The organism is Streptomyces sp. NPDC086147, assembly GCF_040702165.1.
GTDB lineage: Bacteria > Actinomycetota > Actinomycetes > Streptomycetales > Streptomycetaceae > Streptomyces.
The window spans coordinates 52,748-79,442 of the sequence record NZ_JBFBJO010000004.1 but is presented as its reverse complement, the minus strand read 5'-3'; the positions used below and the strand labels follow the sequence as shown (position 1 = coordinate 79,442).

Here is a 26,695-nt window from a genome sequence, read left to right as displayed (position 1 = left end):
CCAGGCTACGCCGGGGGCGTGGTCTCCTCCGTGATGACGCGGGTGACGACGCGCAGGGCGGTCTCGGCGGCCGGGAGGCCGCAGTACACGCCCGCGTGGAGCACGATCTCGCGGATCTCGTCGGGTGAGAGGCCGTTGCGGAGGGCGGCCCGGGTGTGGTCCGCGAGGGCCTCCCGGTGGCCCCCGGCGAGGAGGGCCGTGAGGGTGACCACGCTGCGGACCCGCCGGTCGAGGCCCTCACGGCCCCAGACCTCGCCCCACTCGTACCGGTTGACGAGCCCCTGGAGGGCCCCGTCGGGGTCCTCGGCGAGGGCCCGGTCCACATGCGCGTCGCCGAGCACCTCGCGGCGCAGCCCGAGCCCCTTCTCGTACGGGTCGGGGCGCCCGTCCACGGCGGGCTCGGCGGCCGGGGCGGGGGCCGCGGGCTCGGCGGCGGGCGCCGGCCCGGCGGACGGCGGCGGCACGGCCGGGACGCCGGCGGTCTCCTGGACCGTCCCGGCGAAGTGGTCGAGGAGCAGGTCGGTGACGGCGGCGGGCTGCTCGACGGGGGCGAGGTGGGAGGCGCCGGGGACGACGGCGAGCCGGGCGTCGGCGATGCCGGCGACCAGGGTGCGGGCCTCGGCGGGCCCGGTGACCTGGTCCTCGGAGCCGACGAGCACGAGCGCGGGGACGCCGACGCGGCCGAGGGCCTCGCGGACGTCGAAGACGGCGAGGGCCTCGCAGGCGGCGATGTAGCAGGCGGGGTCGGTCGTACGGACCATCTGCACGGCCCAGTCGACGATGGCGGGCTGCGCGCCGGCGAAGAGCGGGGTGAACCACTGCTCGGGGGCGGTGCGGGCCATCGGCTCCAGACCGTTGGCCCGCACGATGACGCCCCGCTGCCGGAACTCGTCGGCGGTGCCGAACCGGGGCGAGGTGGCGATCAGGACGAGCGAGGCGACCCGGTGGGGCGCCCGCAGCGCGAGGTCGAGCCCGACGGCCCCGCCGAAGGAGCAGCCCGCGTAGCCGAAGCGCTGGATCCCGAGCCCGTCGAGGGTGGCGAGCAGCCGGTCGCCCAGCTCGGCCACGGAACCGAAGGGCTGCGCGGGCGCGCCGCCGTGCCCGGGCAGGTCGAAGCGCACGATCCGCCAGTCCCGCGTGAGCTCGGGGATCTGCCGGTCCCACATGTGGAATGTAGTGCCCAGGGAGGGCCCCAGGACCAGGACCGGAGCGTCCTCTCGCCCGTCGACGCGGTACTGCAGGGTGTTCGGTGGTGTCTCGCTCACCCGCAAGACCCTCTCATATCCCGCGCCTTCCCTCCGGCGGAGGGCACAACTGTGCGGTTCTGTCCCCTTCGTGCTCTCCTCCGCCGGGCCCGCCGCGGCGGAATCCGCTACGGCAGGATGGAGTCGACGTACCCGCCGTCGACCCTCAACGCGCCCCCGGTGGTGGCGGAGGCGTGGTCGGAGGCGAGGTAGACCACCATGGCGGCGATCTCCTCCGGCTCGATGAGCCGCTGCAGCAGCGACTGCGGCCGGTGCTCGCGCATGAACACGCGCTGGGCCTCGTCCCAGGGCAGGGAGCGGTCCACCAGCTCGTACACGAAGTCCTCGACCCCGCCCGTGTGGGTGGGGCCCGCGACGACCGAGTTGACGGTGACGCCGCTGCCCGCCGCCTGCTTGGCGAAGCCGCGCGTGACCGCCAGGAGGGCGGTCTTGGACATGCCGTAGTGGATCATCTCGGCGGGGATCACCACGGCCGAGTCGCTCGCGATGTTCTGCACCCGTCCCCAGCCGCGCTCGCTCATGCCGGGGAGGTACTGGCGGATCAGCCGGACCGCCGCGAGGACGTTCACCTCGAAGTAGCGCCGCCACTCGTCGTCGCTGATCTCCAGCGGATCGGCCTCCCCGAAGATGCCGAGGTTGTTCACCAGGACGTCCACCCGGGGCAGCGCCTCCGCGGCGCGGCGCGCCCCCTCCTCGGTCGTGACGTCGGCGACCACGGGGACCAGGTCCGCGTCGGCGACCTGGGCGCGCAGGTCGGCGATGGCCTGTTCCACCCGCTGCTCGGTGCGTCCGTTGACGCCCACGCGGGCCCCCGCGCGGGCCAGGCCCTCGGCGATCGCGGCACCGATCCCCTGGGTGGATCCGGTGACCAGAGCGGTCCGTCCTGTCAGGTCGACGAGCATGGGGAGAGCGCCCTTCTTGCGGATCACGGGTGGCTGTCCCCTCCCCTGTACCCGGTCCGCGCCCGGCCGCACCAGGAGACGCCCGTCTCGCCCAAGGCCCGGCGGTCAGCCCGCGTCGAGGGCGCCGACCGGACCGGGCCGGATCCGGTCCGGTCCCTCAGCCGGGTCCGGGCACGCCCTACGCGTCCCGGCCACCGTGCGCCGGCCGGTGGGCGCCGCGCAGCCGCTCCTCCAGGGCCTCCAGGAGGCCGGGCAGGTCGGGGGCGACGGCGAGGTCGTCCAGGGTGGAGGCGGCGAGGAACCCCGTGCCGGAGATCCCGCGCAGGGCGCCGAGCAGTGGTGTCCAGAAGCCCCCGGCGTCGAGGAGGCCGACGGGCTTGGCGTGGAAGCCGAGCTGGCGCCACGACCACACCTCGAAGATCTCCTCCAGGGTCCCGAGCCCGCCGGGCAGCGCGGCGAAGGCGTCCGCGCGGTCGGCCATGATCGCCTTGCGCTCGTGCATCGTGTCGCAGACGACCAGCTCCGTCACCCCTTCGTGCGCCCACTCCCGCTCGATCATGCTGCGCGGGATGACGCCGACGACCTCGCCGCCCGCCTTCAGGGCCGCGTCCGCCAGGACGCCCATCAGCCCCGTACGGCCGCCGCCGTAGACGAGGCCGATCCCGCGCCGGGCCAGGTCGGTGCCAACCGCGGCGGCCAGTGCGGCGTACGCCGGGTCGTGCCCGTCGGAGGAGGCGAGGAAGACGGCGAGGCGGCGCATGGGGACCTCCCGGGGCGGCTGCGGCGGACGGTCCGGTCTACCACGGGCGCTTCCGCTCCGGCCAGAGGGCTATGACCAGGGGCTTCGGTCAGGGGTTTCGGGCAGGGGGCTTTCGGGGCGTGGAGCGCGCGCTCCGGCGGTTCAGGGGCTCGTCGTGGAGACCGCGTACACCCGGGGGAACGCCGGTTCCGTGAGGTCGACCGTGATGTCCGTGGTCGGGCGGGGCTCCTCGCGGGTGACGGTGGTGCCCGACCAGGTCGGGGTGTCGGGGAAGGTCCAGGCGGCGATGGAGCGGTCGCGGTCGCCGATGGTGATCCGGCCCGGGGTGAGCTGGGAGCGGGCGGCGCCGGACTCGGCGAGGAAGGCGTCGAGTCCGGCGGCGGTCGTCGAGAACCGGACGTACAGCCTGCTGGTCTTCCAGTTGCTGGTCTCGTAGTAGGCGACCTCCCAGGACCCGGCGGGGATCGGGACCTCGAAGACCCGGCGCTTCATCAGGGAGGGCCAGTTGTCCTGGAAGCCGGCCACCGAGGACTCGCGCTCCTTGTCGAGGCCGCTGTCGCGGCTCTGGCCCGCGGAGATGACGAGGTAGCCGGCGGGGATGCCGACGAGGAGCACGATGATGACGGCCGTCAGCCAGCGGCGGCGGATCATGTGCCGGCGGTCCTCGGGCATCCGGTCCAGCGGCGGGCGGGGCGGGGGCGGGGCGGTCGGGATCACGACGGGGGGTCCTCGGGGGTGCGGGCGGCCCGGGCCGAGGTCCCGCTGCGCAGGGCCTGGGCGTAGCGCTCGTACCGTTCGTACCGCTCGACGCGGCGCCGGTTGGCGCGGCGGAAGCGGCGGGCGACGAGCCGGGCGAGGTCGGCGGCGCCGACCATCCCGGCCTCGGGGCCGAGCTGGGCGCGGACGAGACGGGCCTCGGGGCGGTAGCCGCGGCCGGTGAGGTGGCGGCGGAAGGAGTCCCGGGCGGGCCCGATGAGGAGGTCGTCGGCGGCGGAGACGCCTCCGCCGATGACGAAGCAGGAGGGGTCGAGGGCGGCGGCGAGGTTGGCGATGCCGACGCCGAGCCACTGGCCGATGTCCTGGAACAGCTCGACGCACATGGCGTCGCCCTCGCGGGCTAGCTCGGTGATGAGCGGGCCGGTGATGTCGGGGACGTGGCCCTTGACCCGCTCGATGATGTTGTACGCGACCGGGGAGTCGGCGGCGGCCAGCTCGCGGGCCTCGCGGACCAGCGCGTTGCCCGAGCTGTACTGCTCCCAGCAGCCGCGGTTGCCGCAGGGGCAGCGGTGGCCGCCGGGGACGACCTGCATGTGGCCGAACTCGCCGGCGACGCCGTACTTGCCCCGCTTGACCTGGCCGTCCTCCAGGATGGCGCCGCCGATGCCGGTGCCGAGGGTGATCATGACGAGGTGGTCCTCGCCGCGTCCGGCGCCGAAGCGCCACTCGGCCCAGGCGGCGGTGTTGGCGTCGTTGTCGACCATGACGGGGACGGCGAGGCGGCCCTGGAGGGCGTCGCGCAGGGGCTCGTTGCGCCAGGCCAGGTGGGGGGCGAAGAGGACCCGGGCCCGGTCGGCGTCGACCCAGCCGGCCGCGCCGATGCCGACGGCGTGCACGTCGTGCCGGTCGGAGAGGTCCAGGACCAGTTCGACGATGGTGTCCTCGACGACCTTGGGGCTCTTGGACTTGTCCGGGGTCTCCGTGCGGAGCTTCTCCAGGATGTTGCCGTCGGCGTCGACGACCCCGGCCATCACCTTCGTGCCGCCGATGTCGATGCCGACGGTCGGCACCCGGGGGGCCGTCAGGTGGGAGCGCCGTTCCCGGGTCCCCACGGTCCGCAGCACGGTGCCGCGGGCGGAGCCGCGGTGGGCGAGGTCACGGTAGGTACTCATCGGCTCCGATTCTGCCAGGTGGGCCCCACGGGGGCCGTCACGTCGCGGAGGGGCGTTCCAGTTCGTGGCGGAGGTCCTCCAGCTCGCTGCCGCCGGCCATCTGCCGGGTCAACTCGTCGAGGGTGACGGAGTCCTTGGTGTGGCTGCCGGCCATGACGCCCCGCTTGAGGAGGACGAAGCGGTCGCCGACGAGGTGGGCGTGGTGGGGGTTGTGGGTGATGAGGACCACGCCGAGGCCCTGGTCGCGGGCGGCGGCCACGTACTTCAGGACGACCCCGGACTGCTTGACGCCGAGGGCGGCGGTCGGCTCGTCGAGGACGAGGACCTTGGCGCCGAAGTGGACGGCGCGGGCGATGGCCACGCACTGGCGCTCGCCGCCGGAGAGGGTGCCGATGGGCTGGTCGACGTCGCGCAGGTCGATGCCCATGCGGAGCAGGGCCTCGCGGGTGGTGTCGCGCATGAGGCCGGCGTCGAGCCGCTTGAACGGCCCCTTGCCCTTGGTCGGCTCGGAGCCGAGGAAGAAGTTCCGCCAGACCGGCATGAGCGGGACGACGGCGAGGTCCTGGTAGACGGTGGCGATGCCCCGGTCGAGGGCGTCGCGCGGGTTGGCCAGGGTGACCTCCTCGCCCTCGATGCGGAAGGTTCCGGCGTCGTGCCGGTGCAGTCCGGCGACAATCTTGATGAGGGTGGACTTGCCGGCGCCGTTGTCGCCGAGGACGCAGGTGATCTCGCCCGCGCGGACCTCCAGGGAGACCCCTTCGAGGGCGCGGATGTTGCCGTAGTACTTGCTGACGTCGTCGAGCTCGACGAGGGGCGCGGTCGCGGTCGTCACAGAGGTGCCGGTCGTCACTTGGTGGCCTCCACGCGCTTGCGGATCCAGGCGTTCAGGAGGGTCGCGAGCAGCAGCATCGCGCCCAGGAAGAACTTGAACCAGTCCGGGTTCCACTCGGCGTACACGATGCCCTTGCTGGTCATGCCGAAGATGAGGGCGCCGACCGCCGAGCCGATGGCCGAGCCGTACCCGCCGGTGATCAGGCAGCCGCCGATGACGGCCGCGATGATGTAGATCAGCTCGTTGCCGACGCCCTCGCCCGACTGGACGACGTCGAAGGAGAAGAGCAGGTGCTGGCCGGAGATCCAGGCGCAGAGGGCCACGCCCGCGTAGAGGCCGATCTTGGTGCGGTGGACGGGGACGCCGACCGCGCGGGCCGCGTCGGCGCCGCCGCCGACCGCGAAGATCCAGTTGCCGAAGCGGGTGCGGAGCAAGATCCAGGTGGCGAGCGCGACCAGGCCGAACCACCACAGGATGGTGACCTTGAGCTCGACGCCGCCGAGGGTGAGCTGCGAGGCGAAGAGCTTGCGGGCGGAGGGGAAGCCCTCCATGTCGGCGATGGTCTTGGTGGAGACGGTGCCGCTGATCAGCTTGGTGAGGCCGAGGTTCAGACCGGTCAGCATGAGGAAGGTGCCGAGCGTGATGATGAAGCTGGGCAGCTTGGTGCGGGTCAGCATGACGCCGTTGAAGACGCCGATCGCCAGGGTGACGAGCAGCGAGACCCCGACGCCGACCCAGACGTTCGCCGTCATCTGGTAGCTGAACATCGAGGAGACGAGCGCGGAGCTGGTGACCATGACGCCGGCGGAGAGGTCGAACTCGCCGCCGATCATCAGGAGCGCGACGGGGACGGCCATGATGCCGATGGTGGAGGCCGCGTAGAGGACGGTGCCGAGGCTGGAGGCGCGCAGGAAGCTGTCGGCGAAGACCGCGAAGAAGACGAAGACGGCGGCCGCGCCGACGACCGAGCCGAGCTCGGGGCGGGCGAGGAGCTTCTTCAGCGGGGTCGTGCGCAGCAGGCGTTCGTCGACGTGGTCGATGCCGGACGGCGGGGCGGTGGAGCTCATCGGGTGCCCCGATCCGCGTAGGCGACGAGGTCGGCGGCGTTCTCCTTGGTGATGATCTGGGGGCCGGTGAGGACCGGCTTGCCGCCGCCGAGGACGTCGGCGTTGTAGCGGTACAGCCAGAGCAGGTCGACGGCCTCGTACCCCTGGAGGTAGGGCTGCTGGTCGACGGCGAAGCCGAGGGTGCCGGCCTTGAGGGCGGTGGCGACCTTGGCGTTGAGGTCGAAGGTGTCGATCTCGGCCTTGCTGCCGGCGCTCTTCGCGGCCTGGACGGCGGTGTCGGCGAAGGGGGCGCCGAGGGTGACGACGGCGTCGACGTCCTTGTCGGCCTGAAGCTTGGCCTCGATGGAGGCCTTCACGTCGGGCATGTTGGTGCCGTCGACGTAGAGGTTGACGAGTTCGCCGCCGAAGGTCTTCTTCGCCCCGGCGCAGCGCTGCTCGTGGCCGACGTTGCCCTGCTCGTGCAGGACGCAGAGCGCCTTCTTCCTGCCCCGCTTGTCGAGCTCCTCGCCGACGGCCTCGCCGGCGACCGTCTCGTCCTGGCCGATGTGGGTGAGGGCGCCGTAGGCCTTGGACTGCTCGGCGCCGGAGTTCACGGTGATCACCGGGATGCCGGCCTTGACGGCCTTCTCGACGGCGGCCTTCATGGCGTCGGGCTTGGCGAGGGTGACGATCAGCCCGTCGACGCCCTTGGCGATGTACGAGTCGACCAGCTGCGCCTGCTGCTGGGCCTCGTCGTTGTGGGCGTAGAGGAAGTTGATGTTGTCCTTGACGGCGGCCTGCTGGGCGCCCTTCTGGACGATGTCCCAGAAGGTGTCGCCGTCGCCCGAGTGCGTCACCATCGCGAAGGTCCAGCGGGGGGTGTCGACGGCCGCCCTGCCCTGGGCCTGCGCGGCCTTGCGGGCGTCCTCCGCCCGCTTGCCGCCGGTGCTGCTGCACCCGGCGAGCGCCGTCGTCAGCGCGAGTGCGAGCACGGCGCCGACCGCGGCGCGTACCCCTCCTGTCCGAAGCCTGGTCACGAGGCCGTGCCCTCCTTTGTGTCCTTTGTGCGCATTGCAGGCGTGCATTGCAGTATCGGTCATGCGGGCCGGGCGGCTCGCCGCGGGGCCCGCCCGGCCCCGATCCGCCGGACGGGCCCCGGGTCACGGGCGGGCCATCAGGCGGAACTCGAAGGAGTGGCGGGCGGCCCGGTAGAGGTGGGAGCCGTAGTCGACGGCCCGGCCCGTGTCGTCGTAGGTGACGCGCTCCATGGTGAGCAGCGGCGCCCCCTCCTCCTCGTCGAGCAGCGCGGCCTCGGCGGCGGTCGCGGCGCGGGCGCCGACGGTCTGGCGCGCGCTGTGCAGGGTGATCGCGGCGGAGCGGAGCAGCCGGTGGAGGCCGGTGGCCTCCAGGAGCGCGGTGTCCGGTTCCAGGAGCCCGGCGGGCAGGTGGTTGCGCAGGTGGGCCAGGGGTTCGCCGTGCGCGGTGCGGAGCCGTTCCAGGTGGTGGACCTCGCTCCCCTCGGGTACGCCGAGGGCGGCGGCGACCGGTCCGGTGGCGGGTTCGAGCCGGTCGACCAGGACGCGGGTGGCGGGGTGCCGGCCGGCGCTCTCCAGGTCGTCGTAGAGGCTGGCGAGCTCCGGCGGGCACCGGACGCCGGTGTGCACGACCTGGGTGCCGACGCCCCGGCGGCGGACCAGGAGCCCCTTGTCGACGAGGGTCCGGAGGGCCTGGCGGACGGTGGGCCGGGAGAGGCCGAGCCGGGTGGCGAGGTCGATCTCGTTGCCGAGGAGGGTGCCCGGGGCCAGCGTGCCGTCCTCCACCGCGCTCTCCAGCTGGCGGGCCAGCTGGAAGTAGAGCGGGACCGGGCTGGTGCGGTCCACCGCGAGCTGCGGGAGGGCCGGGCCGGACCGCGGCGGGAGCGCGGCGCGGGACCGCGGGGTGGGGGCGGATCCGGACCGCGGGGGAAGGGCTGAGCCGGACTGCGGGGGCACGGGGCGAGCGTAGTCCCGGGGTACGGAGGACGGGAACCCGATGACGGCAAGTCGTGACGTCCTGTTGTCCTGACAATCCTTGACAGGGGGTGCGGGCGCCCCCACGGTGGGGCCATGCGCATCGGACTCATCGGTACGGGACGGATCGGGAGCTTCCACGCGGGGGTGCTGGCCCGGCATCCGGAGGTCGGGTCCCTGGTCGTCGCGGACGCGGATTCCGCACGGGCGGCCGGGGTCGCGCGGGCGCTCGGGGCGGAGGCGGCGCCGGACGTGGACGCGCTGCTCGGGAGCTCCCCGGACGCGGTGGTGATCGCCTCGGCGACGGCGGCGCACGCGGAGCTGATCGCCCGGGCCGCCGGGGCGGGCCTTCCGGCCTTCTGCGAGAAGCCGATCGCCCTGGACGTGCCGGGGACGCTCGCCGCGCTGGACGCGGTGGCGGCGGCGGGCACGGAGCTCCAGCTCGGATTCATGCGCCGCTTCGACGCCGGCTACCGGGCGGCCCGCGAGGCGGTCCGGTCGGGGCGGCTCGGCCGGCTGCACACCGTACGGGCGGTGACCTCCGACCCGGAGCCGCCGCCCGCCGCGTACCTGCCGCTCTCCGGCGGGCTCTTCCGGGACTGTCTGGTGCACGACTTCGACGCGGTGCGCTGGGTGACCGGGCGCGAGGTCGTCGAGGTGTACGCGACGGGCTCGGACGCGGGTCCGTCGGTGTTCCGGGGGACGGGGGACGTGTCCTCGGCCGCCGCGCTGCTCACCCTGGACGACGGCACGCTGGTGACGGCGACCGCGACCCGGTGCAACGGCGCCGGGTACGACGTGCGGATGGAGCTGGCGGGCGAGCGGGGCCAGATCGGGGTGGGCCTGGACGACCGCACCCCGCTCACCTCCGTGGAGCCGCGGGGGCCGTCCGCGCCGGAGAAGCCGTGGCCCGGCTTCCTGGAGCGGTTCGCCCCGGCGTACGAGGCGGAACTCGACGCCTTCGTACGGCTCGTGCGCGGCGCGGCGCCCAATCCGTGCGACGGGCGGGAGGCCCTGGCGGCGCTGCGGATCGCGGAGGCGTGCGAGCGCTCGCGGCGGGAGGGGCGGCCGGTGCGGGTGGACCCGTCGGGCTGAACCCCGCCGGTGCGGATGGATCCGTCCGGCTTACTCCCGCCGGTGCGGGTGGACCCGTCGGGCTGACCCGCAAGGGGTGTCGTCAGGCGTTCGCCGTGCGGACCGTGCCCTGGGCGAGCGCGCACAGCGTCTCCGTACCGCCCTCGTCGGCGGTCAGCAGTTCGCAGCGGACGACCGCCTGACGCCGGCTCGCGTGGAGGACGGTGGCGCGGGCGCGCAGGACGGCGCCGACGGCGGGACGGACGTAGTCGATGGTGTAGCCGGCGGTCAGGACGGCCGGGCCGAGGACCGTGCCCGCGGCGAAGGTGATCGCGTTGTCGGCGGCGTACGAGAGGACTCCGCCGTGCACGAAGCCGTTCTGCCGGCGCAGCTCCTCGCGGATCGCCGGTTCGAGGACGGCCCCGCCGTCGCCGAAGGCGGTGACCTCGGTGCCGAGGAGGCGGCTGAACGGCTGGGCGTCGAGGACCTTCCGGGCGAACTCCAGCCCGTGGGCGCCCGTGTCGGTGTGGGTGTCGGTCACCGGGTCGGCCTATGCGCCGTCCTCCTCGTCGAGGAGGCCCGCGTCGTGGACGAGGAGGGCGATCTGGACGCGGTTGTTGAGGTCGAGCCTGGCCAGGATCCGGGAGACGTACGTCTTGACGGTCGGCACGCTCATGTACAGCCCGGCGGCGATCTCCGCGTTGGAGCGCCCGTGGCCGACGGCGACGGCCACCTCCCGCTCGCGGTCGGTGAGTCCGGCGAGGCGGTCGGCCGCCGTGGTGCGCCGGGGCTGCTCCGGCCGGCCCGCGACGTGGCTCATGAGCTGGCGGGTGACGGCAGGGGAGAGGACGGGGTCCCCGGCGGCGACCCGGCGGACCGCGGCGACGATCTCGGCGGGCGGGGTGTCCTTGAGGACGAAGCCGGCGGCTCCGGCCCGCAGGGCGCGCAGGACCTGCTCGTCGGCGTGGAAGGTGGTGAGGACGACGACCTCGGGCGCGCCGGGCCGGGCGCGCAGGAGTTCGGTGGCGGTGAGGCCGTCGACGTGGGGCATGCGGATGTCCATGAGGACGACGTCGGGGGCGTGCCGGGCGACGAGGCCGGGGACGTCCCGGCCGTCGGAGCCCTCGCCGACGATGTCGAGGTCGTCGTCCCCGCCGAGCATGAGGGCGAGGCCCGCGCGGACGAGGGGGTCGTCGTCGACGACGATCAGCCGGATGGTCATGGGGGCCACGGTAGCCAGGCCCGCAGGGCGAAGCCGCCGTCGGGGGCCGGTCCGTGGGCGAGGCGGCCGCCGGCGAGGGCGGCCCGTTCGGTGAGCCCGATGAGGCCCTGGCCGGAGCCGGGGACGTGCGGGACGGGTCCGGCGGGGGCCGGGTTGCGGACGTCGACGGTGAGGCCCTCGCCGGGGCGGCCGCGGACGGTGACGGTGACGGGGGTGCCGGGGGCGTGCTTGCGGGCGTTGGTGAGGCCCTCCTGCGCGATGCGGTAGACGGTGCGGCCGGTGGCGGCGGGGACCGCGGCCGGGTCGTCGACGGTGGTGTCGAGGACGACCTCGGCGCCGGCCTCGCGGGACTCCTCGACCAGCGCGCCGAGGGTGGCCAGGGTGGGCTGGGGCCGGTTGCCCTCGCCGTCCTCGTCGGGGGCGCGCAGCACGCCGATGATCTCGCGGAGGTCCTGGAGGGCCTCGTGGGCGCTGTCGCGGATGACTCCGGCGGCGCGGGCGACCTGCTCGGGCGGGGCGTCGGGCCGGAACTCCAGGGCTCCGGCGTGGACGCTGAGCAGGGTGAGCCGGTGGGCGAGGACGTCGTGCATCTCGCGGGCGATGGCCTCGCGGGCGAGCCGCTGGGCCTGGGCGGCGCGCAGTTCGGCCTCGGCCTCGGCGCGGCGGGCGCGTTCCCTGAGGGCCTCGACGAGCTGGCGCCGGGAGCGGACGAGCATGCCCCAGGCGGTGACGAGCAGGACGAGGACGAAGCCCAGGACGAGGGAGAGCGTGCGGCTGGTGGTGGGGTCGGGGCGGAGGAAGACCTGGACGACGGAGGTGGCGACGGCGAGCGCGCAGATCCAGGCGACCTCCCGGAAGGGACGGCGCACGGCGACGCTGAACAGGCTCGCGAGGAGGGCGCCGGCGGCGACCGGGGCCAGGACGTTCGCCAGGGAGAGGCCGACCGCGAGGCCGACCGGCCACCGGCGGCGCAGCCAGAGCGCGCAGCAGGCGGCGGCGCCGGCGAGCTGGTCGAGGAGGGTGACGGGCTCGCTGGTGTACTGCGCGCTGGCGTCGGCCGCGAGGAGGCCGACGAGGGCGGCGAGCAGGAAGAGCGAGGTGTCCACGATCCAGTCGCGGACGGTACGGCGGGGCCGCGCCGCCCCGCTCCCGCCCGGTTCGACCAGGTCGGAGGGGAGCAGCCAGCGCTGCCGGTCCGTGCGAGTCATGTCCGCAATGTACGCAGCCGGGGGCGCCCGGAAGGGGTTCGGCGGCCGGGTCGCTACCGAAGTCGCGGAGGTCGGTACTTCGGTAGCGGCGGACGGGGACCGGGGTCGGACGCGGCCGCTCCCCCGCCCCGGTCATGATCGGGGCATGAAGAGATTCCTGGAGGCCGTCGGGTTCCTGATCGCCCTGGCCGGTGTGTGCGGGGTGGTCCGCGAGCTGACGGACGGCTGGTTCCGGTTCATGGGCCTGACCCGGTTCCTGACCGAGAACGTGTGGTTCCTGGAGGGGCGGGAGCTGTTCGCCAACATCGTCATGGCGGTGCTCGGCGGGGTCGTCCTGATCGTGTCGGACCGGGTGCCGAAGTCCTGAGCGGTGGAGCCTGGCCGTCCCGAGGGGTGGGCGCCGGCTTGGGCCCCGAGGGGTGGACTCCGGCGCCGGCCGGGCCCCGAGCGGTGGGCTCAGGCGCCGGCGGAGTCCAGGCGGGTGACCTCGGCGAGGTAGTCCGCCGTCCGGTGCGCGGCGGAGCCGCTGGTGTAGAGGGCGGCGCCGACGACGGCGAAGGGGAGGGAGCCGCCGAGGAGGGCGACGAGGCCGGGCCAGTCGCGCTCCTCGACGCAGTCGTCGTGGTGGACGTACTCGCTGGTGAGGAGGGCGGGGCAGGGACTGCCGCCGCCGCTCTGCTCGTACGGGGTGACGAGGAGGACGGCGAACCAGATCCAGAGCAGGCCGGCGGCGGCGAGCAGGAGGATCCCCCAGCCCTGGGTGCGGCGGGCACGGGCCCTGAACTCGTTGCCGTGGACGAGGGAACGCGTTGACGAGGACATGAAGGGAGAACCTACCGGTCGCCCTCGCCGGCCCCGGCGGGGCGGTCGGTCCCGTCGGGTCGGTCGGTCCTGTCAGAGCGGTCGGTCCCGTCGGCGGCGCGGCGGCCCCAGGTGGTGCCTGCGAGGACGAGGAGCGCGCCCGCGAGGCCGAGGGCTCCGGGGCGGTCGCCCGCCACGGCGATGCCCGCGGCGGCGGCCCAGAGGGGTTCGGTGCCGAGGAGGAGGCTGACCCGGGACGGGGAGGTGCGGCGGACGGCCCACATCTGCACGAAGAAGGCGAAGAGCGTGCAGAAGACGGAGAGGAAGAGCAGCCCGGCCCACTCGCGCGGACCGAAGTCGAGGGCCGTGGCCCACGGGGAGGCGCCGGTGCCGGGGAAGGCGGCGATGACGGCGAACACGGCGACGGCGGAGCCGAGCTGGACGGTGGTGAGGGAGAGCGAGTCGGCCGAGCGGACCGCCTTGATCCGGGACATGGCCAGGACGTGGACGGTACGGGCGAGGGCAGCGAGCAGCATGAGCAGGTCGCCGGTCGAGGGGGCGGTGAAGCCGCCGCCCTGGGTGAGCAGGACGACGCCCGTGACGGAGAGCGCGGCGGCGGCGAGGAAGGCGCGCGTCGGCCGCACGCCGGTGACGGCGGCCTCGGCGAGCGGGGTGAAGATCATGGTGAGGCTGATGATCAGGCCCGCGTTGGTGGCGGAGGTGTGGACGATGCCGTAGGTCTCCAGGAGGAAGATCCCGCCGAGGATCAGCCCGAGGGTTCCGGCGCCGCGCCACTGGGCGGCGGTCAGGGCCCGGAGCCTGTTCCACCCGGCGGCGACGAGGACGGGCAGCACCACCGCGAACCGCAGGACGAGGACCGCGACGACCGTGTGGGTGGTGGTGATGCCCTTGGCCGCGAGGTAGCTGGCGCCCCAGAAGACGGCGACGAACAGGACGGGCAGATCGGTGAGCCAGGCCCGGCGCGGGGCGCCGAGCGGCAGGGGTGCGGCGAACGACGGAGCCGACATCGGGCCGTTTCTCCCACTCTCGTACGGGGTGGAGACTTCGGCGGCTCGCACGCGGAGGATCACCGTACCCGGAGCGGCCCGTGGCGGCTACACCTTTCTACCGGCGCTCAGTAACTGCCGTACGCGGGGCGCCCTTCGAGCTCGTACGTGTGGACGGCGACGCCCGCGCCGGTGGTGTGCGACCCGGCGGGCCGGAAGGCGGTGGGGCGGACGCCCTCGGTGAAGAGGCGGCGCCCCGTGCCCAGGACGACGGGGAAGACGAGCAGGTGGAGGGTGTCGATGAGGTCGTGGTCGAGGAGGGTGCGGGCGAGGCCGGCGCTGCCGTGCATCTGGATCTCGCCGTCGAGCCGCTCCTTGAGGCCGGCGACCTCCTGGGCGACGTCGCCGCGGAGCACGGTGGTGCCGGCCCAGTCGGCCTCGGTGAGGGTGGTGCTGGCGACGTACTTGGGGAGGGCGTTCAGCTTGCTCGCGACCGGGTTGTCGGGGTCGGTCTGCTTCGGCCAGTAGCCGGCGAAGATGTCGTAGGTGCGGCGGCCGAGGAGGAAGGCGGTCGGACGGGTGAAGACCTCGTCCATGAAGCGCCCGAAGTCCTCGTCGCCGTACGGCACGGACCAGCCGCCGTGCTCGAAGCCGTCGCTGCGGTCCTCGTCGGGGCCGCCGGGGGCCTGGACGACGCCGTCGAGGGTGAGGAACTGGGTGAGGCTGAGGGTGGCCATGGCGGATGCCCTTTCTGTTCTCCGGACCATCGTGTTCCGAAAGCTCCGACCGCGCCGCCGGGCGGAACTCATCGGTGCCGGACGCGTCGGTCCGCGGGAGCGGCCGACGGACTCGACGTCCGATTGCCGCCGGTCTTCGGCCGCTCCCCCGACTTTCATTGAACCCGCAACCACTTAACGCTTTCAGGGAGGTTCGGGATGTCCACGATGAACGGCACGGCGGTCCTGGTGACGGGCGGCAGCAGGGGGATCGGCGCGGCGACGGCGGTACGGCTCGCCCGGGAGGGCGCGGACGTGGCCTTCACCTACGTACGGGACGAGGCGCGGGCCGCGGAGGTCGCGGCGCGGATCGAGGCGGCGGGCCGGAAGGCGCTGCCGCTGCGGGCCGACGCGGCGGACCCCGGGGACGCGGCGGGCGCGGTCGCGTGGGCGGCGGACGCCCTGGGCCGGCTCGACGTCCTGGTGAACAACGCGGGCGTCGGGGTCCTCGGCCCGCTGGAGTCGCTGGCCCTCGCGGACGTGGACCGGGTCCTCGCGGTGAACGTCCGGGCGGTCTTCCTCGCCTCGCAGGCGGCGGCGGGCCGGCTGCCCGACGGCGGCCGGATCGTCACGATCGGGAGCTGCATGACCCGGCGGGTCCCGGGCCCCGGCGGGACCCTCTACACGATGAGCAAGACCGCCCTGACGGGCCTGACCAAGGCGCTCGCCCGCGAACTGGGCGGCCGGGGCATCACGGCCAACCTCGTCCACCCCGGCCCCGTCGACACCGACATGAACCCGGCGGACGGCCCGCTCGCGGAGGGCCAGAAGACCCTCACGGCCCTGGGCCGCTTCGGCACCCCGGACGAGGTCGCGTCGATGGTGGCGTTCCTGGCGGGCCCGGAGGGGCGGTACGTGACGGGGGCGGAGTTCTCGGTGGACGGGGGGCACGCGGCGTAGGGCGGGGCGGTGACGCCGGTGAACCCGGCGGCGGCGAGGACGCGGCGGATCCGGTCCGGGTCCGCCGGCGGGAACATGCCGGGCGGACCCGGGAGAAGTGGCAGGGGTGGCAGGAGTCGAACCTGCGGCATCCGGTTTTGGAGACCGGCGCTCTGGCCTCTGAGCTACACCCCTTCGGTGGTCCCGAGCATGACACCCGGTGCGCGTCGGCCGCCACGCGTTTTCCGAGGCGCACGGCGGGGGGAGGCGCCCCGGCCGGAGGTCCGGCGGAATGTGCGAGGGCGCACCGGTGCTGTCGGGCCGGTGCGCCCTCGGGGCCGGGCGGGGTGTCGTGTCCCGCTCGGGTCGTGGGGGCCGGGCGGGTCGCCCGGCCGGGGGGCGGGGGGCCGGGGGGCGCCTTGTCGGCAAGGCGCCCCCCAGGTCAGCCGCCCAGTTCCTGGTGGCGGGCGGTCAGCCGCGCCGTACCGGCCTCCGTGAGGGAGCCGAAGAGGCGGAGGCGGGAGATGCCGCCGTCCGGGTAGATGTCGATCCGGACGCGGGAGCCGACCGCCGGGGCGTCCAGGACGAAGCGGTGGTTGGTGTCGGGCTGGAGGCGGGTCCGGGGCAGGATCTCGGTCCACTCCTCCGAGCCCTCGGCCGCGACGGAGAGGGCGGCCCAGCCCGCGCTGTTGCCCTTGAGGTAGGCGGTGTCGATCTCGACGGCGCGGATCTCGGACTCGGCGACCAGGGCGTAGCGGATCCAGTCGTTGCCCTTGTCGCGGCGGCGGCGGGTCTCCCAGCCGTCGTCCATCTTGTGGGAGCGGCCCGGCTGGATGGTGTTGGTGGCCGGGGAGTAGAAGCGGTCGGAGGCGTCCTCCACCCGGCCGCCGTTCTCCAGGGCCGCCAGGTCGAAGGTGCCGAGGACGCCGAGCCAGGCCGGGTCGGGGGCGACCTCGCCGTACACCCGGAGGCGGGCGATGCCGCCGTCGGGGTGCTGATTGACGCGCAGGTGCGTGAAGCGCTGCTCGACGTCGACGGCGAAGCCGTTGGCGGCGTGGCCGCCGACGGCGGTGCGCGGGACGAGCACCGTCCACTTCACGTCGTCGGCGAGGAGGTCCTCGGGCGAGGGCGAGCCGGTGACGGACGCGGCCTCGACGGAGACGGCCTGCGGGTAGTTGCCCCGGAAGTGGGCGGTGTCGAGGACGATGCCCCGGATCACGCCGGGGGCGCCGAGCCGTACGAGGGCCCAGTCGTGGTCGTCCTCGGTGGGGTGCGGCTGCTGCGCGGAGATCCCGCGACGACGGCGGGTCTCCCAGCCGTCCATGATCTTGCCCTTGTGGCCGAAGTGCTCGGGGTCGAACTCGGCGGCACCGGGCTTGAGCAGGTTCTCGCGCTCCGCGAAGAACTCGTCGTTGGCCGCGATCACGCCCGCGCCGAGCCGCCGGTCCGCGAGGTCCGCGTACTGGGTGAAGGGGAAGTCGGCCGTGCGGTAGTCGGCGTACGGGTCGCCGCCGCCGTAGGGGCTGGCGTCGCCGGTGAAGGAGGGTATGCCGGTGCTCACGGGTCAGTTGTTCCTTTCGAGGAGGCGGCCGGAGGGTTCGGCGAGGACACCGTGGTCGGCGATCCGCTCGCCGCGCAGCCAGGTGGAGGTGACGACGCCGTGCAGGGTCCGGCCCGCGTAGGCGGTGATCCGGTTGCGGTGCTGGAGCTCGGCCGGGTCGACGGTGAAGGTCGCCTCGGGGTCGAGGACGGCGAAGTCGGCGTCGCGGCCGGCCTCGATGGCGCCCTTGCGGTCGAGTCCGGCGAGCCGGGCGGGGCCGGTGGACATCCAGCGGACGACGTCCGTCAGGTCGTGGCCGCGGCGGCGGGCCTCGGTCCAGATGGCGGGCAGGCCGAGCTGGAGGGAGGAGATCCCGCCCCACGCGGAGGCGAAGTCGGGGGTCTTGAGGTCGGCGGTGGACGGCGAGTGGTCGGAGACGATGCAGTCGATCGTGCCGTCCGCCAGCCCCTGCCACAGCGCGTCCTGGTTGGCGGCCTCGCGGATCGGCGGGCAGCACTTGAACTCGGTGGCGCCGTCCGGGATCTCCTCGGCGGTGAGGGTGAGGAAGTGCGGACAGGACTCGACGGTGATCTTCACGCCCTCGGCCCTGGCGGCGGCGATGGCGGGAAGGGCGTCGGAGGAGGAGAGGTGCAGGACGTGGACGCGGGCGTCGAGCCGGCGGGCCTGGTCGATCAGGTTCCCGATGGCCGTGTTCTCGGCGTCCCGGGGCCGGGAGGCGAGGAAGTCGGCGTACGCGCCGCCCGACCGCTGGGGCGCGGCGGCGAGGTGGTGCGGGTCCTCGGCGTGCACGATCATCAGGCCGCCGAAGCCGGAGACCTCGGCGAGCGAGGTCGCCAGCTGCTCCTGGTCGAGCTCGGGGAACTCCTCCACGCCGGAGGGCGACAGGAAGCACTTGAAGCCGAAGACGCCGGCGTCGTGCAGCGGGCGCAGGTCCTTGACGTTGCCGGGCAGGGCGCCGCCCCAGAAGCCGACGTCGATGTGGGCCTTGGTCCGGGCGACGTCCTGCTTGACGCGCAGGTTCTCCACGGTGGTGGTCGGCGGCAGCGAGTTGAGCGGCATGTCGAGCAGGGTGGTGATGCCGCCGGCGGCGGCCGCGCGGGTGGCGGTCCAGAAGCCCTCCCACTCGGTGCGGCCGGGGTCGTTCACGTGCACGTGGGTGTCGACGAGTCCGGGCAGGACGACGTCGTCGCCGACGTCCTCCAGCCGGGCGCCGGCGGGCACCTCGGCGTCGTACGGCAGCACGGCCGCGATCGTCCCTCCGGAGACGGCGATCGACGCCGGGCGCGTCCCCTCGGGGGTGATGACGCGCGTCGAGCGCAGGACCAGGTCGATGTCCACCCGTACCCCTTCTTCCACTGCTCCGGGAAGGAGCCGTCCCTGCTCGGGGCGGACTCCACGGAGAAATTCAACGAACTGTTGAAGGAGTCTTCACTTCCGGACGACATGTCGTCAAGGGCACACTTCCAGCATCCGGGACCGCCGAATCCGGCTTGGACGTTTCCACGAAGTGGAATGTAAATTTCGTACAGTAGAACGTAGCTCCGCACATGCGGGGCAGCCCCGGACCGCTCCGGGCCCTCTCCGACACCGGACAAACACCCCCTGACCGGCGCCGACGCCGGTACCGGGGCCGTGTGCCCCGGCCGGTGGCCCGGTAGGCTGCTGCCTTGCCCGCCCGCCCCGAAAGGACCGTGACGTGCCGACGTCCAGCGCCAGCACCACCGACGCCGCCAAACCCGCCGCGAGCGGGGGCGTCCAGTCCCTCGAGCGCGCCTTCGACCTCCTGGAGCGGATGGCCGACGCCGGAGGCGAGGTCGGGCTGAGCGAGCTCTCCGCCAGCAGCGGGCTCCCGCTCCCCACCATCCACCGCCTGATGCGCACCCTGGTCGCCTGCGGCTACGTGCGCCAGCAGCCCAACCGGCGGTACGCGCTCGGCCCCCGGCTCATCCGGCTCGGCGAGTCCGCCTCCCGCCTCCTCGGCACCTGGGCCCGGCCGTACCTCGCCCGGCTCGTCGAGGAGACCGGCGAGACCGCGAACATGGCGCTGCTCGACGGCGACGAGATCGTGTACGTGGCGCAGGTGCCGTCCAAGCACTCGATGCGCATGTTCACCGAGGTCGGCCGGCGGGTCCTGCCGCACTCCACCGGCGTCGGCAAGGCACTCCTCGCGCACACCCCGCCGGAGGAGGTGCGCGCGCTGCTCGCCCGCACCGGCATGCCGGCCGCGACCGAGAAGACCATCACCACGCCCGAGGGCTTCCTCGACGCGCTCGTCGCGGTCCGCGAGGCGGGGTACGCGGTCGACGACAACGAGCAGGAGATAGGGGTCCGCTGCCTCGCGGTGTCCGTGCCCGACTCCCCCACCGCCGCCGCCATCTCCATCTCGGGCCCGGCGGGCCGGGTCACCGAGGCGGCCACGGAGAAGATCGTCCCGATCCTCCAGGAGGTGGCCCGCGACCTGTCGGCGGCGCTGGCGAACACGGCGGGGAACGGCCAGGCCTGAAACCCCGTACGAGGGCGCCCGGAACCAGGCCGGTTCCGGGCGCCCTCGCGCGCGTTGGGGACTACACGGGTACGGCCTCCGAGAGCCGGCCGTCCCTGACCGTCACCGTGCGGTCCGCCCGGGACAGATGGGTCCGGTCGTGGGTGACCAGGACCGTCGCCGTGCCCCGGTCCTCCGCCAGGCGGGCGAGGAGGTCCATGACCGCCGCCCCCCGCTCGTGGTCGAGGGCGCTGGTCGGCTCGTCGACCAGGAGGACGGACGGCTCGTTCATCAGCGCCCGCGCGATGTTGACGCGCTGCCGCTGCCCGCCCGAGAGCCGGTGCGGCCGGCGTCCGGCCAGGTCCGCGAGGCCCACCGCGTCGAGCAGTTCCAGGGCCCTGCCCCGTACCGCCTTCGGCGAGCGGCCCGACAGGTGGGCCATCACCTGCACCTGCTCCACCGCGCTCAGCGCGGGCAGCAGGTTGGGCTGCTGGAAGACGATCCCGATGTGCTCGCGCCGCAGCTCCGCCCGGCCGGCCGGGGTGAGCGCCCCCGTGTCCGTACCGGCGACGACGACCCGCCCCCGGTCCGGGGTGACCAGGGTCGCGGCCACCGCGAGCAGGCTGGACTTGCCGGAGCCCGAGGGGCCGACGACGGCCGTGAGCGTCCCGGCGGGAACGGCGAGCGAGACGGCGTCGAGGGCGGTGAGCCGGCCGTCGCCGTCGGGGTAGGTGAGGGTGACGCCGTCGAGGACGAGGCTCATCGGGTGCTCCACGGATCGGGGGAGAGGGTGGACCGGCTGGGGGCGCTCCGGTGGGCGGCGAGAGGGCTCATCGGGCGCTGCCCAGGGCCGTCAGAGGGTCGACGGCGGTGATCCGCCGGACGGCCAGGGCCGCGCCGAGCACACCGAGGAGGCCCATGACGGCGGCCGGCCCGAGGACGGTGAGCGGGTCCAGGACGAAGGGCACGTTCCCGCCGCCGACCAGGGCGCCGATGCCGAGCGCGAGCCCGGTGCCGAGCAGGGTCCCGGCGGTGAGCACGAGGACGGCCTGCCCGAGGGCGTCCCTCAGGAGGTACGGGGTGGAGGCGCCGAGCGCCTTGAGGACGGCGACGTCACCGGCGCGCTGGACGGTCCAGACGGTGAAGAAGGCCCCGACGACCAGGGCGGAGATGACGAAGAGGAAGCCGCGCATGAGCTGGAGGGAGCCGTTCTCGGCCTGGTACGACCCGATGGCGGTGAGGGCGTCGCCGACGGTCCGCGCCTCGGTGCCGACGGCCTCGTCACCGGCCGCCCAGTCGGCCCCGTCTCCCCCGCGCAGGGCGATGACGGTGGCCTGCTCCCGCGCGGTGGTGCCGCTGTGGCCGACCTTCTGCCAGTCGTCGAGGGAGGTCCACACAACGGGCGTGTGGCTGTACGAGGCCTCGCCGGAGACGGCCGCGACGACGACCTCCAGGGGGCCGAGGCGGAGCGCGTCACCGGCGCCCACGCCCAGTTCCCCGGCCGCCGCCTCCGACAGGACCGCCCTCCCGGGGGCGACGGGTCCGGGCGCGAGCCCGGACTCCGGCTCCGTGCCGAAGGCGGAGACGGCGGCGGTGCGGTCCCCGGCCACCGCGTCGAGCGTGCGGATGCCGAGCGGCGCCGCGCCCGTCACCCCGGGCCGCTCCGCCCACGCCCGCCACTGCTCCTCCGTCACCGTCGAGTCGGTGAAGGAGACCGACCGCCCGGACGGCGGCGCCGCGAAGGCCAGCCGGTCGGCGGGCAGACCGGTGATCGCGGAGACGTTCTCCCGCGCGAGTCCGGCGGTCAGCCCGGACAGCAGCCCCACGAGCAGGGTGATCAGCACGATCACCGTACCCATGAGGGCGAACCGCCCCTTGGCGAATCCCATGTCTCTCCATGCCACGAACATGCGGACCAGCCTGGTCCGCGCACCCCCTCGCGGGCATCGCGCGGCGGATGGCCCCGCAATCGAACTTTCGGTTGAGCCGGGTCCCCCGCCCGCTGTCTACCCTGGAGGGATCATGCATCCGCGCTCCTCCCTCCACCCCGCCCGGCATCCCCTCACCCCCGCCCCGTTCGTGCTGCGCCTCTGTCTGCACCTGCTCATGGCGGGCCTGCTCGTCCTGGCGGCGGTGCGGGCGCACTCGGCCGCCGGGACGACGGCGGCGGCGGTGACGGGAGCGGTCTACGCGGCCGGGTCCTGCCTCCCGGCGGTACGGAACTCCCGGCGGGCGGCCGGCGTCTGGCTGGGGGTCCTGGGGGCGTCCTGGCTGGTGATGCTCTGGCTGACCCCGGAGGCGCTCTGGGTGGCGTTCCCGCTGTACTTCCTCCAGCTCCACCTGCTGCCCGCCCGCTGGTCGCTGCCTGCGGTGGCGCTCACGGCGGGCGCGGCGATCCTGGCGTACGTGGGGCACGGCGCCGCGCTCAACCCGGGGGCCTTCATCGGGCCGCTGCTCGGCGCGGCGGTCGCGGTGGCGACGGTCCTCGGCTACCAGGCCCTCTACCGGGAGAGCGAGCGGCGGCGCCGGCTCATCGAGGAGCTGATCGCGACGCGGGCGGAGCTGGCGGCGGCGGAACGGCACGCGGGGACGCTCGCCGAGCGGGAGCGGCTCGCGCGGGAGATCCACGACACGCTCGCGCAGGGCCTGTCCTCGATCCAGCTGCTGCTGCGGGCGGCCGAGCGGATGCTGCTACCGGGCTCCCCCGCCGCCGGGCACATCGAGCGGGCGCGGCGGGCCGCGCAGGACAACCTGGCGGAGGCACGGCGCTTCGTGCGGGCCCTGACGCCGTCGGACCTGGAACACGGTTCGCTCGCGGCGGCCCTGGAGCGCCTGTGCGAGCCGGGCGCGGAAGCCGGTCCGTACGGGCCGGGGGCAGGGCCCCGGGTCCGGTTCTCGGTGAGCGGGACGCCGGTGGAGCTGCCGACCCCGTACGAGGTGGCGCTGCTGCGGATCGCGCAGTCGGCCCTCGCGAACACGGTGCGGCACGCCTCGGCCTCGCGGGCGGAGATCACCCTGTCGTTCATGGACGCGTCGGTGACCCTGGACGTGGTCGACGACGGGAAGGGCTTCGAGCCCGGTTCCGTGCGCCCCTCGTCCGAGGGCGGCTTCGGGCTTCCGGCGATGCGGTCGCGGGCGGAGTCGCTCGGCGGCACGTTCACCGTGGAGTCCGCGCCGGGCCAGGGCACCGCCGTCGCCGTCTCCCTGCCGCTGTCCGACAGGGGTTCCCTTCCCGCCGGAGGTTCCGCATGACCATCCGCCTTCTGCTGGCCGACGACCATCCGGTGGTACGGGCGGGCCTGCGCGCGGTCCTCGACACCGAGCCGGACTTCGCGGTCGTCGCGGAGGCCGCCACCGCCGAGCGCGCGGTGGAACTGGCCGCCGCCGGGGGCGTGGACGTGGTCCTGATGGACCTCCAGTTCGGCGCGGGGATGCACGGCTCGGAGGCGACGGCGGCGATCACGGCGGCGCCGGGCGGTCCGAAGGTGCTGGTCCTGACGACGTACGACACGGACGCGGACATCCTGGCGGCGGTGGAGGCGGGTGCCTGCGGCTACCTCCTGAAGGACGCGCCGCCGGAGGAGCTGGCGGCGGCGGTCCGGACGGCGGCGGCCGGGCAGTCGGCCCTCGCCCCGGCGGTGGCGCACCGGCTCATGGACCGGATGCGGACCCCGGCGGAGGCGCTGACCAAGCGCGAGCTGGAGGTGCTCCAGCTGGTCGGCGAGGGTCTGTCGAACCTGCAGATCAGCAAGGCGCTGTTCCTGAGCCAGGCGACGGTGAAGTCCCATCTGGTCCACGTCTTCGCGAAGCTGGGCGTGGACTCCCGCACGGCGGCGGTGGCGGCGGCGACGGCGCGGCGGCTGATCAGGCGGTGATCTCCCGCTTCCGGCCGGGCGCTTGACGCCCCCTCAGTTCTCCGTGCCCCGCTCCGGCGGCGCGCCGAAGAGTTCGACGGCGCGGCGGACCCCGGCGAGGGCGCCGGAGAGGGCGCTGACGGAGCCGACGCAGCCCGCGACGATCAGCAGGGAGCGGCGCAGCCGCCGTACCTCCGGAGCGCCGCCGAGCGCCATGGCGTCGAGCGCCGCGAGCTCTCCCTCCGCGATCTCGCGGTCGGCGAACTCGGCGCGGTGCGCGGCCAGTTCGCGCCGGAGCCGGGACACGGCCGACCGCAGTTCGGTCACCCTGGGGTCCACGCCCTCACTGCCCACCGGCCTCTGCTCCACGCTTCGCAACATGGTTCTCCCCCTCGCACGACACTGTGCGCAGAACTCCACACCCCGAGCACGCGGAACGCCCCGGACCGCCCCCTCCGGACGACTCCGGACGGCGGTCGGGCGCCGCGAGTCGGGCCAGTTAACTCCTTCGCCACCCCCCGCGCCACCCCCCGCAAGGCTGATTCGGGCAACCGTGTGTTTCCGTCCGGATGCGGTATGCAGTCTCCATGACGACTCAGGAAGACCGAACCGACCCGCTCGCCTCCGACCGCGCCCCCGTCGTGGCCGGTCTGCTGCTCGCCGCCGGGGGCGGGCGGCGGCTCGGGGGCCGGCCCAAGGCGCTCCTCGTCCACCGGGGCCGGCCCCTGGTGGAGCACGCGGTGGGGGTGCTGCGCGCGGCCGGGTGCGAGGTGGTGCACGTGGTGCTCGGGGCGTCGGCCGACGCCGTGCGGGAGCGGGCGGAGCTGCCCGGGTGCGTCCTGGTGGACAACCCGGAGTGGGCGGCGGGGATGGGCTCCTCGCTCCGGGCCGGGCTCGCGTCGCTCGCCGCCGATCCGCGCGGGGTGGACGCGGCGCTGGTGTCGCTGGTCGACCAGCCGGGGATCGGGGCGGAGGCGGTGGCCCGGGTCCGGGGGGCGTACGGCTCGCGGGACTCGCTCGCGGCGGCCTCGTACGACGGGCGGCGGGGGCATCCGGTGCTGTTCGGCGCCGGGCACTGGGCGGGCGTCGCGGAGACGGCGGTGGGTGACCGGGGCGCGCGGGACTATCTGGCGGCGCACCGGGACGCGATCACGCCGGTGGACTGTTCGGACGTGGCCGAGCCCTATGACATCGACACCGAGGCGGACCTGAAGCGTCTGGAGTGAGGCCGGAGCGGGCATCGCGGAACGGGCGCCTCCCGGTGGGCGACCGGGAGTGAGCGGCCTGGCACTGAGCGCCGTGTTCTGTCGATCCGGAGAATCTCGACATCAACAAACCATTGAACTTCCACCATGAGGAAACTAGTATCCACTGTTCAGAAGCGCCTGCCAGCCCAGAAGGCGCTCGCGGCCGTATCTCGGCTTCGGTGGCACTCCGTGCCGTCCCGTGACGCCCGGCGGCCGCCTGGCACCGCCCGCGAAGTCCGCTGAAGGAAGTGACAGTTCATGTCCGCACCAGCGCCGTCCCCCCTGGCCGTCGTCGACGCCGAGCCCCTGCCGCGTCAGGAGGAGGTGCTCACCGACGCCGCCCTGGCCTTCGTCGCCGAACTGCACCGGCGGTTCACCCCGCGCCGGGACGAGCTCCTCGCCCGCCGGGCGGAGCGCCGCGCCGAGATCGCCCGCACGTCCACCCTGGACTTCCTGCCGGAGACCGCCGCGATCCGCGCCGACGACTCCTGGAAGGTCGCGCCGGCCCCGGCGGCCCTGAACGACCGCCGGGTCGAGATCACCGGTCCCACCGACCGCAAGATGACGATCAACGCGCTCAACTCCGGCGCGCGGGTGTGGCTCGCCGACTTCGAGGACGCCTCGGCGCCGACCTGGGAGAACGTGGTCCTGGGCCAGCTCAACCTGATCGACGCGTACACCCGGAACATCGACTTCACGGACCCGCGCTCCGGCAAGTCGTACGCCCTCAAGCCCGCCGAGGAGCTGGCCACGGTCGTCATGCGGCCGCGCGGCTGGCACCTGGAGGAGCGCCACCTCGTCCTCGACGGACGGCCCGTTCCCGGCGCGCTCGTCGACTTCGGCCTGTACTTCTTCCACAACGCCCGGCGCCTGATCGACCTCGGCAAGGGCCCGTACTTCTACCTGCCGAAGACGGAGTCGCACCTGGAGGCCCGCCTCTGGAACGAGGTCTTCGTCTTCGCCCAGGAGTACGTCGGCATCCCGCAGGGCACCGTCCGCGCCACGGTCCTCATCGAGACCATCACGGCCGCGTACGAGATGGAGGAGATCCTCTACGAGCTCCGCGACCACGCGGCCGGCCTGAACGCGGGCCGCTGGGACTACCTCTTCTCCATCGTCAAGAACTTCCGTGACGGCGGCGCCAAGTTCGTCCTGCCGGACCGCAACCTGGTCACGATGACGGCCCCGTTCATGCGCGCGTACACCGAACTCCTCGTGCGCACCTGCCACAAGCGCGGCGCGCACGCGATCGGCGGCATGGCGGCCTTCATCCCGTCCCGCAAGGACGCCGAGGTCAACAAGGTCGCGTTCGAGAAGGTCAAGGCCGACAAGGACCGCGAGGCCGGCGACGGCTTCGACGGCTCCTGGGTCGCCCACCCCGACCTGGTGCCGATCGCGATGGCCTCCTTCGACGCCGTCCTCGGCGAGAAGCCGAACCAGAAGGACCGCCTGCGCGAGGACGTCTCCGTCGCGGCCGGCGATCTGATCGCGATCGACTCGCTCGACGCCAAGCCCACCTACGACGGCCTGCGCAACGCCGTTCAGGTCGGCATCCGCTACATCGAGGCGTGGCTGCGCGGCCTGGGCGCCGTCGCCATCTTCAACCTGATGGAGGACGCGGCCACCGCCGAGATCTCCCGCTCCCAGATCTGGCAGTGGATCAACGCGGGCGTCGTCTTCGAGAACGGCGAGACGGCCACCCCGGAGCTGGCCCGCGAGGTCGCCGCCGAGGAACTGGCCGCGATCCGCGCCGAGATCGGCGAGGAGGCCTTCGCGGCCGGAAAGTGGCAGCAGGCCCACGACCTGCTGCTCCACGTCTCGCTCGACGCGGACTACGCGGATTTCCTGACCCTTCCCGCGTACGAGCAGCTGGTCGGCTGA

General features: G+C 74.0%; 28 protein-coding genes and 1 tRNA gene. 8 read left to right on the top strand and 21 right to left on the bottom strand.

The features are described from left to right. Positions 1-5 precede the first annotated feature (5 nt). The 9 genes from AB0398_RS11095 to AB0398_RS11055 all read right to left on the bottom strand — a co-directional run bounded on the left by AB0398_RS11095 (position 6) and on the right by AB0398_RS11055 (position 8,574). Complete coding sequence (locus tag AB0398_RS11095) at positions 6-1,265, bottom strand: alpha/beta fold hydrolase (protein WP_366373839.1); 1,260 nt, start codon at positions 1,263-1,265, stop codon at positions 6-8. Between the two features lie 107 nt (positions 1,266-1,372). After that, positions 1,373-2,167: an SDR family oxidoreductase gene (locus AB0398_RS11090; RefSeq protein ID WP_366374506.1), complete on the bottom strand. Its 795-nt coding sequence runs from the start codon at positions 2,165-2,167 to the stop codon at positions 1,373-1,375. Between the two features lie 178 nt (positions 2,168-2,345). Continuing rightward, a complete protein-coding gene (locus AB0398_RS11085; RefSeq protein WP_366373837.1) occupies positions 2,346-2,927 on the bottom strand; it encodes a TIGR00730 family Rossman fold protein in 582 nt (193 codons plus the stop codon). A gap of 141 nt (positions 2,928-3,068) precedes the next feature. Then, positions 3,069-3,599: a hypothetical protein gene (locus tag AB0398_RS11080; protein WP_366374504.1), complete on the bottom strand. Its 531-nt coding sequence runs from the start codon at positions 3,597-3,599 to the stop codon at positions 3,069-3,071. A gap of 41 nt (positions 3,600-3,640) precedes the next feature. After that, positions 3,641-4,816: an ROK family glucokinase gene (locus tag AB0398_RS11075; protein WP_366373835.1), complete on the bottom strand. Its 1,176-nt coding sequence runs from the start codon at positions 4,814-4,816 to the stop codon at positions 3,641-3,643. 37 nt (positions 4,817-4,853) lie between these two features. After that, complete coding sequence (locus tag AB0398_RS11070; protein WP_366373833.1) at positions 4,854-5,666, bottom strand: ATP-binding cassette domain-containing protein; 813 nt, start codon at positions 5,664-5,666, stop codon at positions 4,854-4,856. Next, positions 5,663-6,715, bottom strand: coding sequence for an ABC transporter permease (locus AB0398_RS11065; RefSeq protein ID WP_366373831.1), 1,053 nt, complete (start codon positions 6,713-6,715; stop codon positions 5,663-5,665). The genes AB0398_RS11070 and AB0398_RS11065 overlap by 4 nt, the downstream gene beginning before the upstream one ends. Beyond that, positions 6,712-7,731, bottom strand: a complete 1,020-nt coding sequence (locus tag AB0398_RS11060; RefSeq protein WP_366373830.1) for a sugar ABC transporter substrate-binding protein — start codon at positions 7,729-7,731, stop codon at positions 6,712-6,714. The genes AB0398_RS11065 and AB0398_RS11060 overlap by 4 nt, the downstream gene beginning before the upstream one ends. A 123-nt stretch (positions 7,732-7,854) precedes the next feature. Then, positions 7,855-8,574, bottom strand: a complete 720-nt coding sequence (locus tag AB0398_RS11055; RefSeq protein ID WP_366374502.1) for a GntR family transcriptional regulator — start codon at positions 8,572-8,574, stop codon at positions 7,855-7,857. A 225-nt stretch (positions 8,575-8,799) separates the two neighbouring features. On the opposite strand from AB0398_RS11055, the gene AB0398_RS11050 reads away from it, so the two are divergent. Continuing rightward, the gene (locus tag AB0398_RS11050) at positions 8,800-9,798 is read left to right on the top strand and encodes a Gfo/Idh/MocA family oxidoreductase (protein ID WP_366373828.1); all 999 of its coding nucleotides are present in this window, start codon (positions 8,800-8,802) and stop codon (positions 9,796-9,798) included. Positions 9,799-9,880: 82 nt separating this feature from the next. On the opposite strand, the gene AB0398_RS11045 is transcribed toward AB0398_RS11050, so the two are convergent. The 3 genes from AB0398_RS11045 to AB0398_RS11035 are packed head-to-tail and all read right to left on the bottom strand — an operon-like array spanning position 9,881 to position 12,207. Continuing rightward, positions 9,881-10,318: a PaaI family thioesterase gene (locus tag AB0398_RS11045; RefSeq protein WP_366373826.1), complete on the bottom strand. Its 438-nt coding sequence runs from the start codon at positions 10,316-10,318 to the stop codon at positions 9,881-9,883. 9 nt (positions 10,319-10,327) lie between these two features. Further along, positions 10,328-10,999 (bottom strand): response regulator transcription factor, encoded by a 672-nt coding sequence (locus AB0398_RS11040; RefSeq protein ID WP_366373825.1) that lies wholly within the window; start codon positions 10,997-10,999, stop codon positions 10,328-10,330. Then, positions 10,996-12,207, bottom strand: a complete 1,212-nt coding sequence (locus AB0398_RS11035; protein ID WP_366373823.1) for a histidine kinase — start codon at positions 12,205-12,207, stop codon at positions 10,996-10,998. The genes AB0398_RS11040 and AB0398_RS11035 overlap by 4 nt, the downstream gene beginning before the upstream one ends. Positions 12,208-12,352: 145 nt before the next feature. On the opposite strand from AB0398_RS11035, the gene AB0398_RS11030 reads away from it, so the two are divergent. Then, entirely contained in the window at positions 12,353-12,574 is a 222-nt protein-coding gene (locus AB0398_RS11030) for a hypothetical protein (protein ID WP_366373821.1), read from the top strand. Positions 12,575-12,663: 89 nt separating this feature from the next. On the opposite strand, the gene AB0398_RS11025 is transcribed toward AB0398_RS11030, so the two are convergent. From AB0398_RS11025 to AB0398_RS11015, 3 genes are all read right to left on the bottom strand, one after another. Continuing rightward, positions 12,664-13,029 (bottom strand): hypothetical protein, encoded by a 366-nt coding sequence (locus tag AB0398_RS11025; RefSeq protein ID WP_366373820.1) that lies wholly within the window; start codon positions 13,027-13,029, stop codon positions 12,664-12,666. A gap of 11 nt (positions 13,030-13,040) precedes the next feature. After that, on the bottom strand, positions 13,041-14,036 hold the full coding sequence (locus tag AB0398_RS11020; protein ID WP_366373818.1) for a DMT family transporter: 996 nt from the start codon (positions 14,034-14,036) through the stop codon (positions 13,041-13,043). A gap of 107 nt (positions 14,037-14,143) precedes the next feature. Continuing rightward, a complete protein-coding gene (locus tag AB0398_RS11015; protein WP_366373816.1) occupies positions 14,144-14,752 on the bottom strand; it encodes a dihydrofolate reductase family protein in 609 nt (202 codons plus the stop codon). A gap of 198 nt (positions 14,753-14,950) precedes the next feature. On the opposite strand from AB0398_RS11015, the gene AB0398_RS11010 reads away from it, so the two are divergent. Continuing rightward, positions 14,951-15,691 (top strand): SDR family oxidoreductase, encoded by a 741-nt coding sequence (locus AB0398_RS11010; protein WP_366373815.1) that lies wholly within the window; start codon positions 14,951-14,953, stop codon positions 15,689-15,691. 98 nt (positions 15,692-15,789) lie between these two features. Here AB0398_RS11010 and AB0398_RS11005 read toward each other — a convergent pair. The 3 genes from AB0398_RS11005 to allB all read right to left on the bottom strand — a co-directional run bounded on the left by AB0398_RS11005 (position 15,790) and on the right by allB (position 18,569). Next, positions 15,790-15,865 (bottom strand) — tRNA-Trp (locus AB0398_RS11005). A 247-nt stretch (positions 15,866-16,112) separates the two neighbouring features. Further along, complete coding sequence (gene alc, locus AB0398_RS11000) at positions 16,113-17,231, bottom strand: allantoicase (RefSeq protein ID WP_366373813.1); 1,119 nt, start codon at positions 17,229-17,231, stop codon at positions 16,113-16,115. Positions 17,232-17,234: 3 nt separating this feature from the next. Then, positions 17,235-18,569, bottom strand: coding sequence for an allantoinase AllB (gene allB, locus AB0398_RS10995; RefSeq protein WP_366373811.1), 1,335 nt, complete (start codon positions 18,567-18,569; stop codon positions 17,235-17,237). Positions 18,570-18,927: 358 nt separating this feature from the next. Between allB and AB0398_RS10990 the strand changes: the two genes are divergently transcribed. Next, the gene (locus tag AB0398_RS10990) at positions 18,928-19,734 is read left to right on the top strand and encodes an IclR family transcriptional regulator (RefSeq protein ID WP_366373809.1); all 807 of its coding nucleotides are present in this window, start codon (positions 18,928-18,930) and stop codon (positions 19,732-19,734) included. A 61-nt stretch (positions 19,735-19,795) separates the two neighbouring features. Here AB0398_RS10990 and AB0398_RS10985 read toward each other — a convergent pair whose 3' ends face one another. Both AB0398_RS10985 and AB0398_RS10980 read right to left on the bottom strand, forming a co-directional pair. Then, the gene (locus tag AB0398_RS10985) at positions 19,796-20,476 is read right to left on the bottom strand and encodes an ABC transporter ATP-binding protein (protein WP_366373807.1); all 681 of its coding nucleotides are present in this window, start codon (positions 20,474-20,476) and stop codon (positions 19,796-19,798) included. A gap of 67 nt (positions 20,477-20,543) precedes the next feature. After that, a complete protein-coding gene (locus AB0398_RS10980) occupies positions 20,544-21,623 on the bottom strand; it encodes an ABC transporter permease (protein ID WP_366373805.1) in 1,080 nt (359 codons plus the stop codon). Positions 21,624-21,735: 112 nt separating this feature from the next. On the opposite strand from AB0398_RS10980, the gene AB0398_RS10975 reads away from it, so the two are divergent. Both AB0398_RS10975 and AB0398_RS10970 read left to right on the top strand, forming a co-directional pair. After that, positions 21,736-22,965: a sensor histidine kinase gene (locus AB0398_RS10975; RefSeq protein WP_366373804.1), complete on the top strand. Its 1,230-nt coding sequence runs from the start codon at positions 21,736-21,738 to the stop codon at positions 22,963-22,965. Further along, positions 22,962-23,588, top strand: a complete 627-nt coding sequence (locus AB0398_RS10970; protein WP_366373802.1) for a response regulator transcription factor — start codon at positions 22,962-22,964, stop codon at positions 23,586-23,588. Before AB0398_RS10975 ends, AB0398_RS10970 begins: the two co-directional genes overlap by 4 nt. A gap of 33 nt (positions 23,589-23,621) precedes the next feature. Here the strand turns inward: AB0398_RS10970 and AB0398_RS10965 are convergent, their stop codons facing one another. Further along, the gene (locus AB0398_RS10965; RefSeq protein ID WP_366373800.1) at positions 23,622-23,948 is read right to left on the bottom strand and encodes a DUF5955 family protein; all 327 of its coding nucleotides are present in this window, start codon (positions 23,946-23,948) and stop codon (positions 23,622-23,624) included. Positions 23,949-24,154: 206 nt separating this feature from the next. Between AB0398_RS10965 and AB0398_RS10960 the strand changes: the two genes are divergently transcribed. Both AB0398_RS10960 and aceB read left to right on the top strand, forming a co-directional pair. After that, positions 24,155-24,793, top strand: coding sequence for a nucleotidyltransferase family protein (locus AB0398_RS10960; protein WP_366373799.1), 639 nt, complete (start codon positions 24,155-24,157; stop codon positions 24,791-24,793). 279 nt (positions 24,794-25,072) lie between these two features. Continuing rightward, positions 25,073-26,695, top strand: a complete 1,623-nt coding sequence (aceB, locus tag AB0398_RS10955) for a malate synthase A (RefSeq protein ID WP_366373797.1) — start codon at positions 25,073-25,075, stop codon at positions 26,693-26,695.

Coding starts and splice junctions, on each gene's coding strand:
- AB0398_RS11090 (WP_366374506.1), bottom strand. CDS start 2,167: ATGCTCGTCGACCTGACAGGACGGACCGCTCTGGTCACCGGATCCACC.
- AB0398_RS11085 (WP_366373837.1), bottom strand. CDS start 2,927: ATGCGCCGCCTCGCCGTCTTCCTCGCCTCCTCCGACGGGCACGACCCG.
- AB0398_RS11080 (WP_366374504.1), bottom strand. CDS start 3,599: ATGCCCGAGGACCGCCGGCACATGATCCGCCGCCGCTGGCTGACGGCC.
- AB0398_RS11075 (WP_366373835.1), bottom strand. CDS start 4,816: ATGAGTACCTACCGTGACCTCGCCCACCGCGGCTCCGCCCGCGGCACC.
- AB0398_RS11065 (WP_366373831.1), bottom strand. CDS start 6,715: ATGAGCTCCACCGCCCCGCCGTCCGGCATCGACCACGTCGACGAACGC.
- AB0398_RS11050 (WP_366373828.1), top strand. CDS start 8,800: ATGCGCATCGGACTCATCGGTACGGGACGGATCGGGAGCTTCCACGCG.
- AB0398_RS11040 (WP_366373825.1), bottom strand. CDS start 10,999: ATGACCATCCGGCTGATCGTCGTCGACGACGACCCCCTCGTCCGCGCG.
- AB0398_RS11035 (WP_366373823.1), bottom strand. CDS start 12,207: ATGACTCGCACGGACCGGCAGCGCTGGCTGCTCCCCTCCGACCTGGTC.
- AB0398_RS11030 (WP_366373821.1), top strand. CDS start 12,353: ATGAAGAGATTCCTGGAGGCCGTCGGGTTCCTGATCGCCCTGGCCGGT.
- AB0398_RS11025 (WP_366373820.1), bottom strand. CDS start 13,029: ATGTCCTCGTCAACGCGTTCCCTCGTCCACGGCAACGAGTTCAGGGCC.
- AB0398_RS11020 (WP_366373818.1), bottom strand. CDS start 14,036: ATGTCGGCTCCGTCGTTCGCCGCACCCCTGCCGCTCGGCGCCCCGCGC.
- AB0398_RS11015 (WP_366373816.1), bottom strand. CDS start 14,752: ATGGCCACCCTCAGCCTCACCCAGTTCCTCACCCTCGACGGCGTCGTC.
- AB0398_RS11010 (WP_366373815.1), top strand. CDS start 14,951: ATGTCCACGATGAACGGCACGGCGGTCCTGGTGACGGGCGGCAGCAGG.
- AB0398_RS10985 (WP_366373807.1), bottom strand. CDS start 20,476: ATGAGCCTCGTCCTCGACGGCGTCACCCTCACCTACCCCGACGGCGAC.
- AB0398_RS10980 (WP_366373805.1), bottom strand. CDS start 21,623: ATGTTCGTGGCATGGAGAGACATGGGATTCGCCAAGGGGCGGTTCGCC.
- AB0398_RS10975 (WP_366373804.1), top strand. CDS start 21,736: ATGCATCCGCGCTCCTCCCTCCACCCCGCCCGGCATCCCCTCACCCCC.
- AB0398_RS10970 (WP_366373802.1), top strand. CDS start 22,962: ATGACCATCCGCCTTCTGCTGGCCGACGACCATCCGGTGGTACGGGCG.
- AB0398_RS10965 (WP_366373800.1), bottom strand. CDS start 23,948: ATGTTGCGAAGCGTGGAGCAGAGGCCGGTGGGCAGTGAGGGCGTGGAC.
- AB0398_RS10960 (WP_366373799.1), top strand. CDS start 24,155: ATGACGACTCAGGAAGACCGAACCGACCCGCTCGCCTCCGACCGCGCC.
- aceB (WP_366373797.1), top strand. CDS start 25,073: ATGTCCGCACCAGCGCCGTCCCCCCTGGCCGTCGTCGACGCCGAGCCC.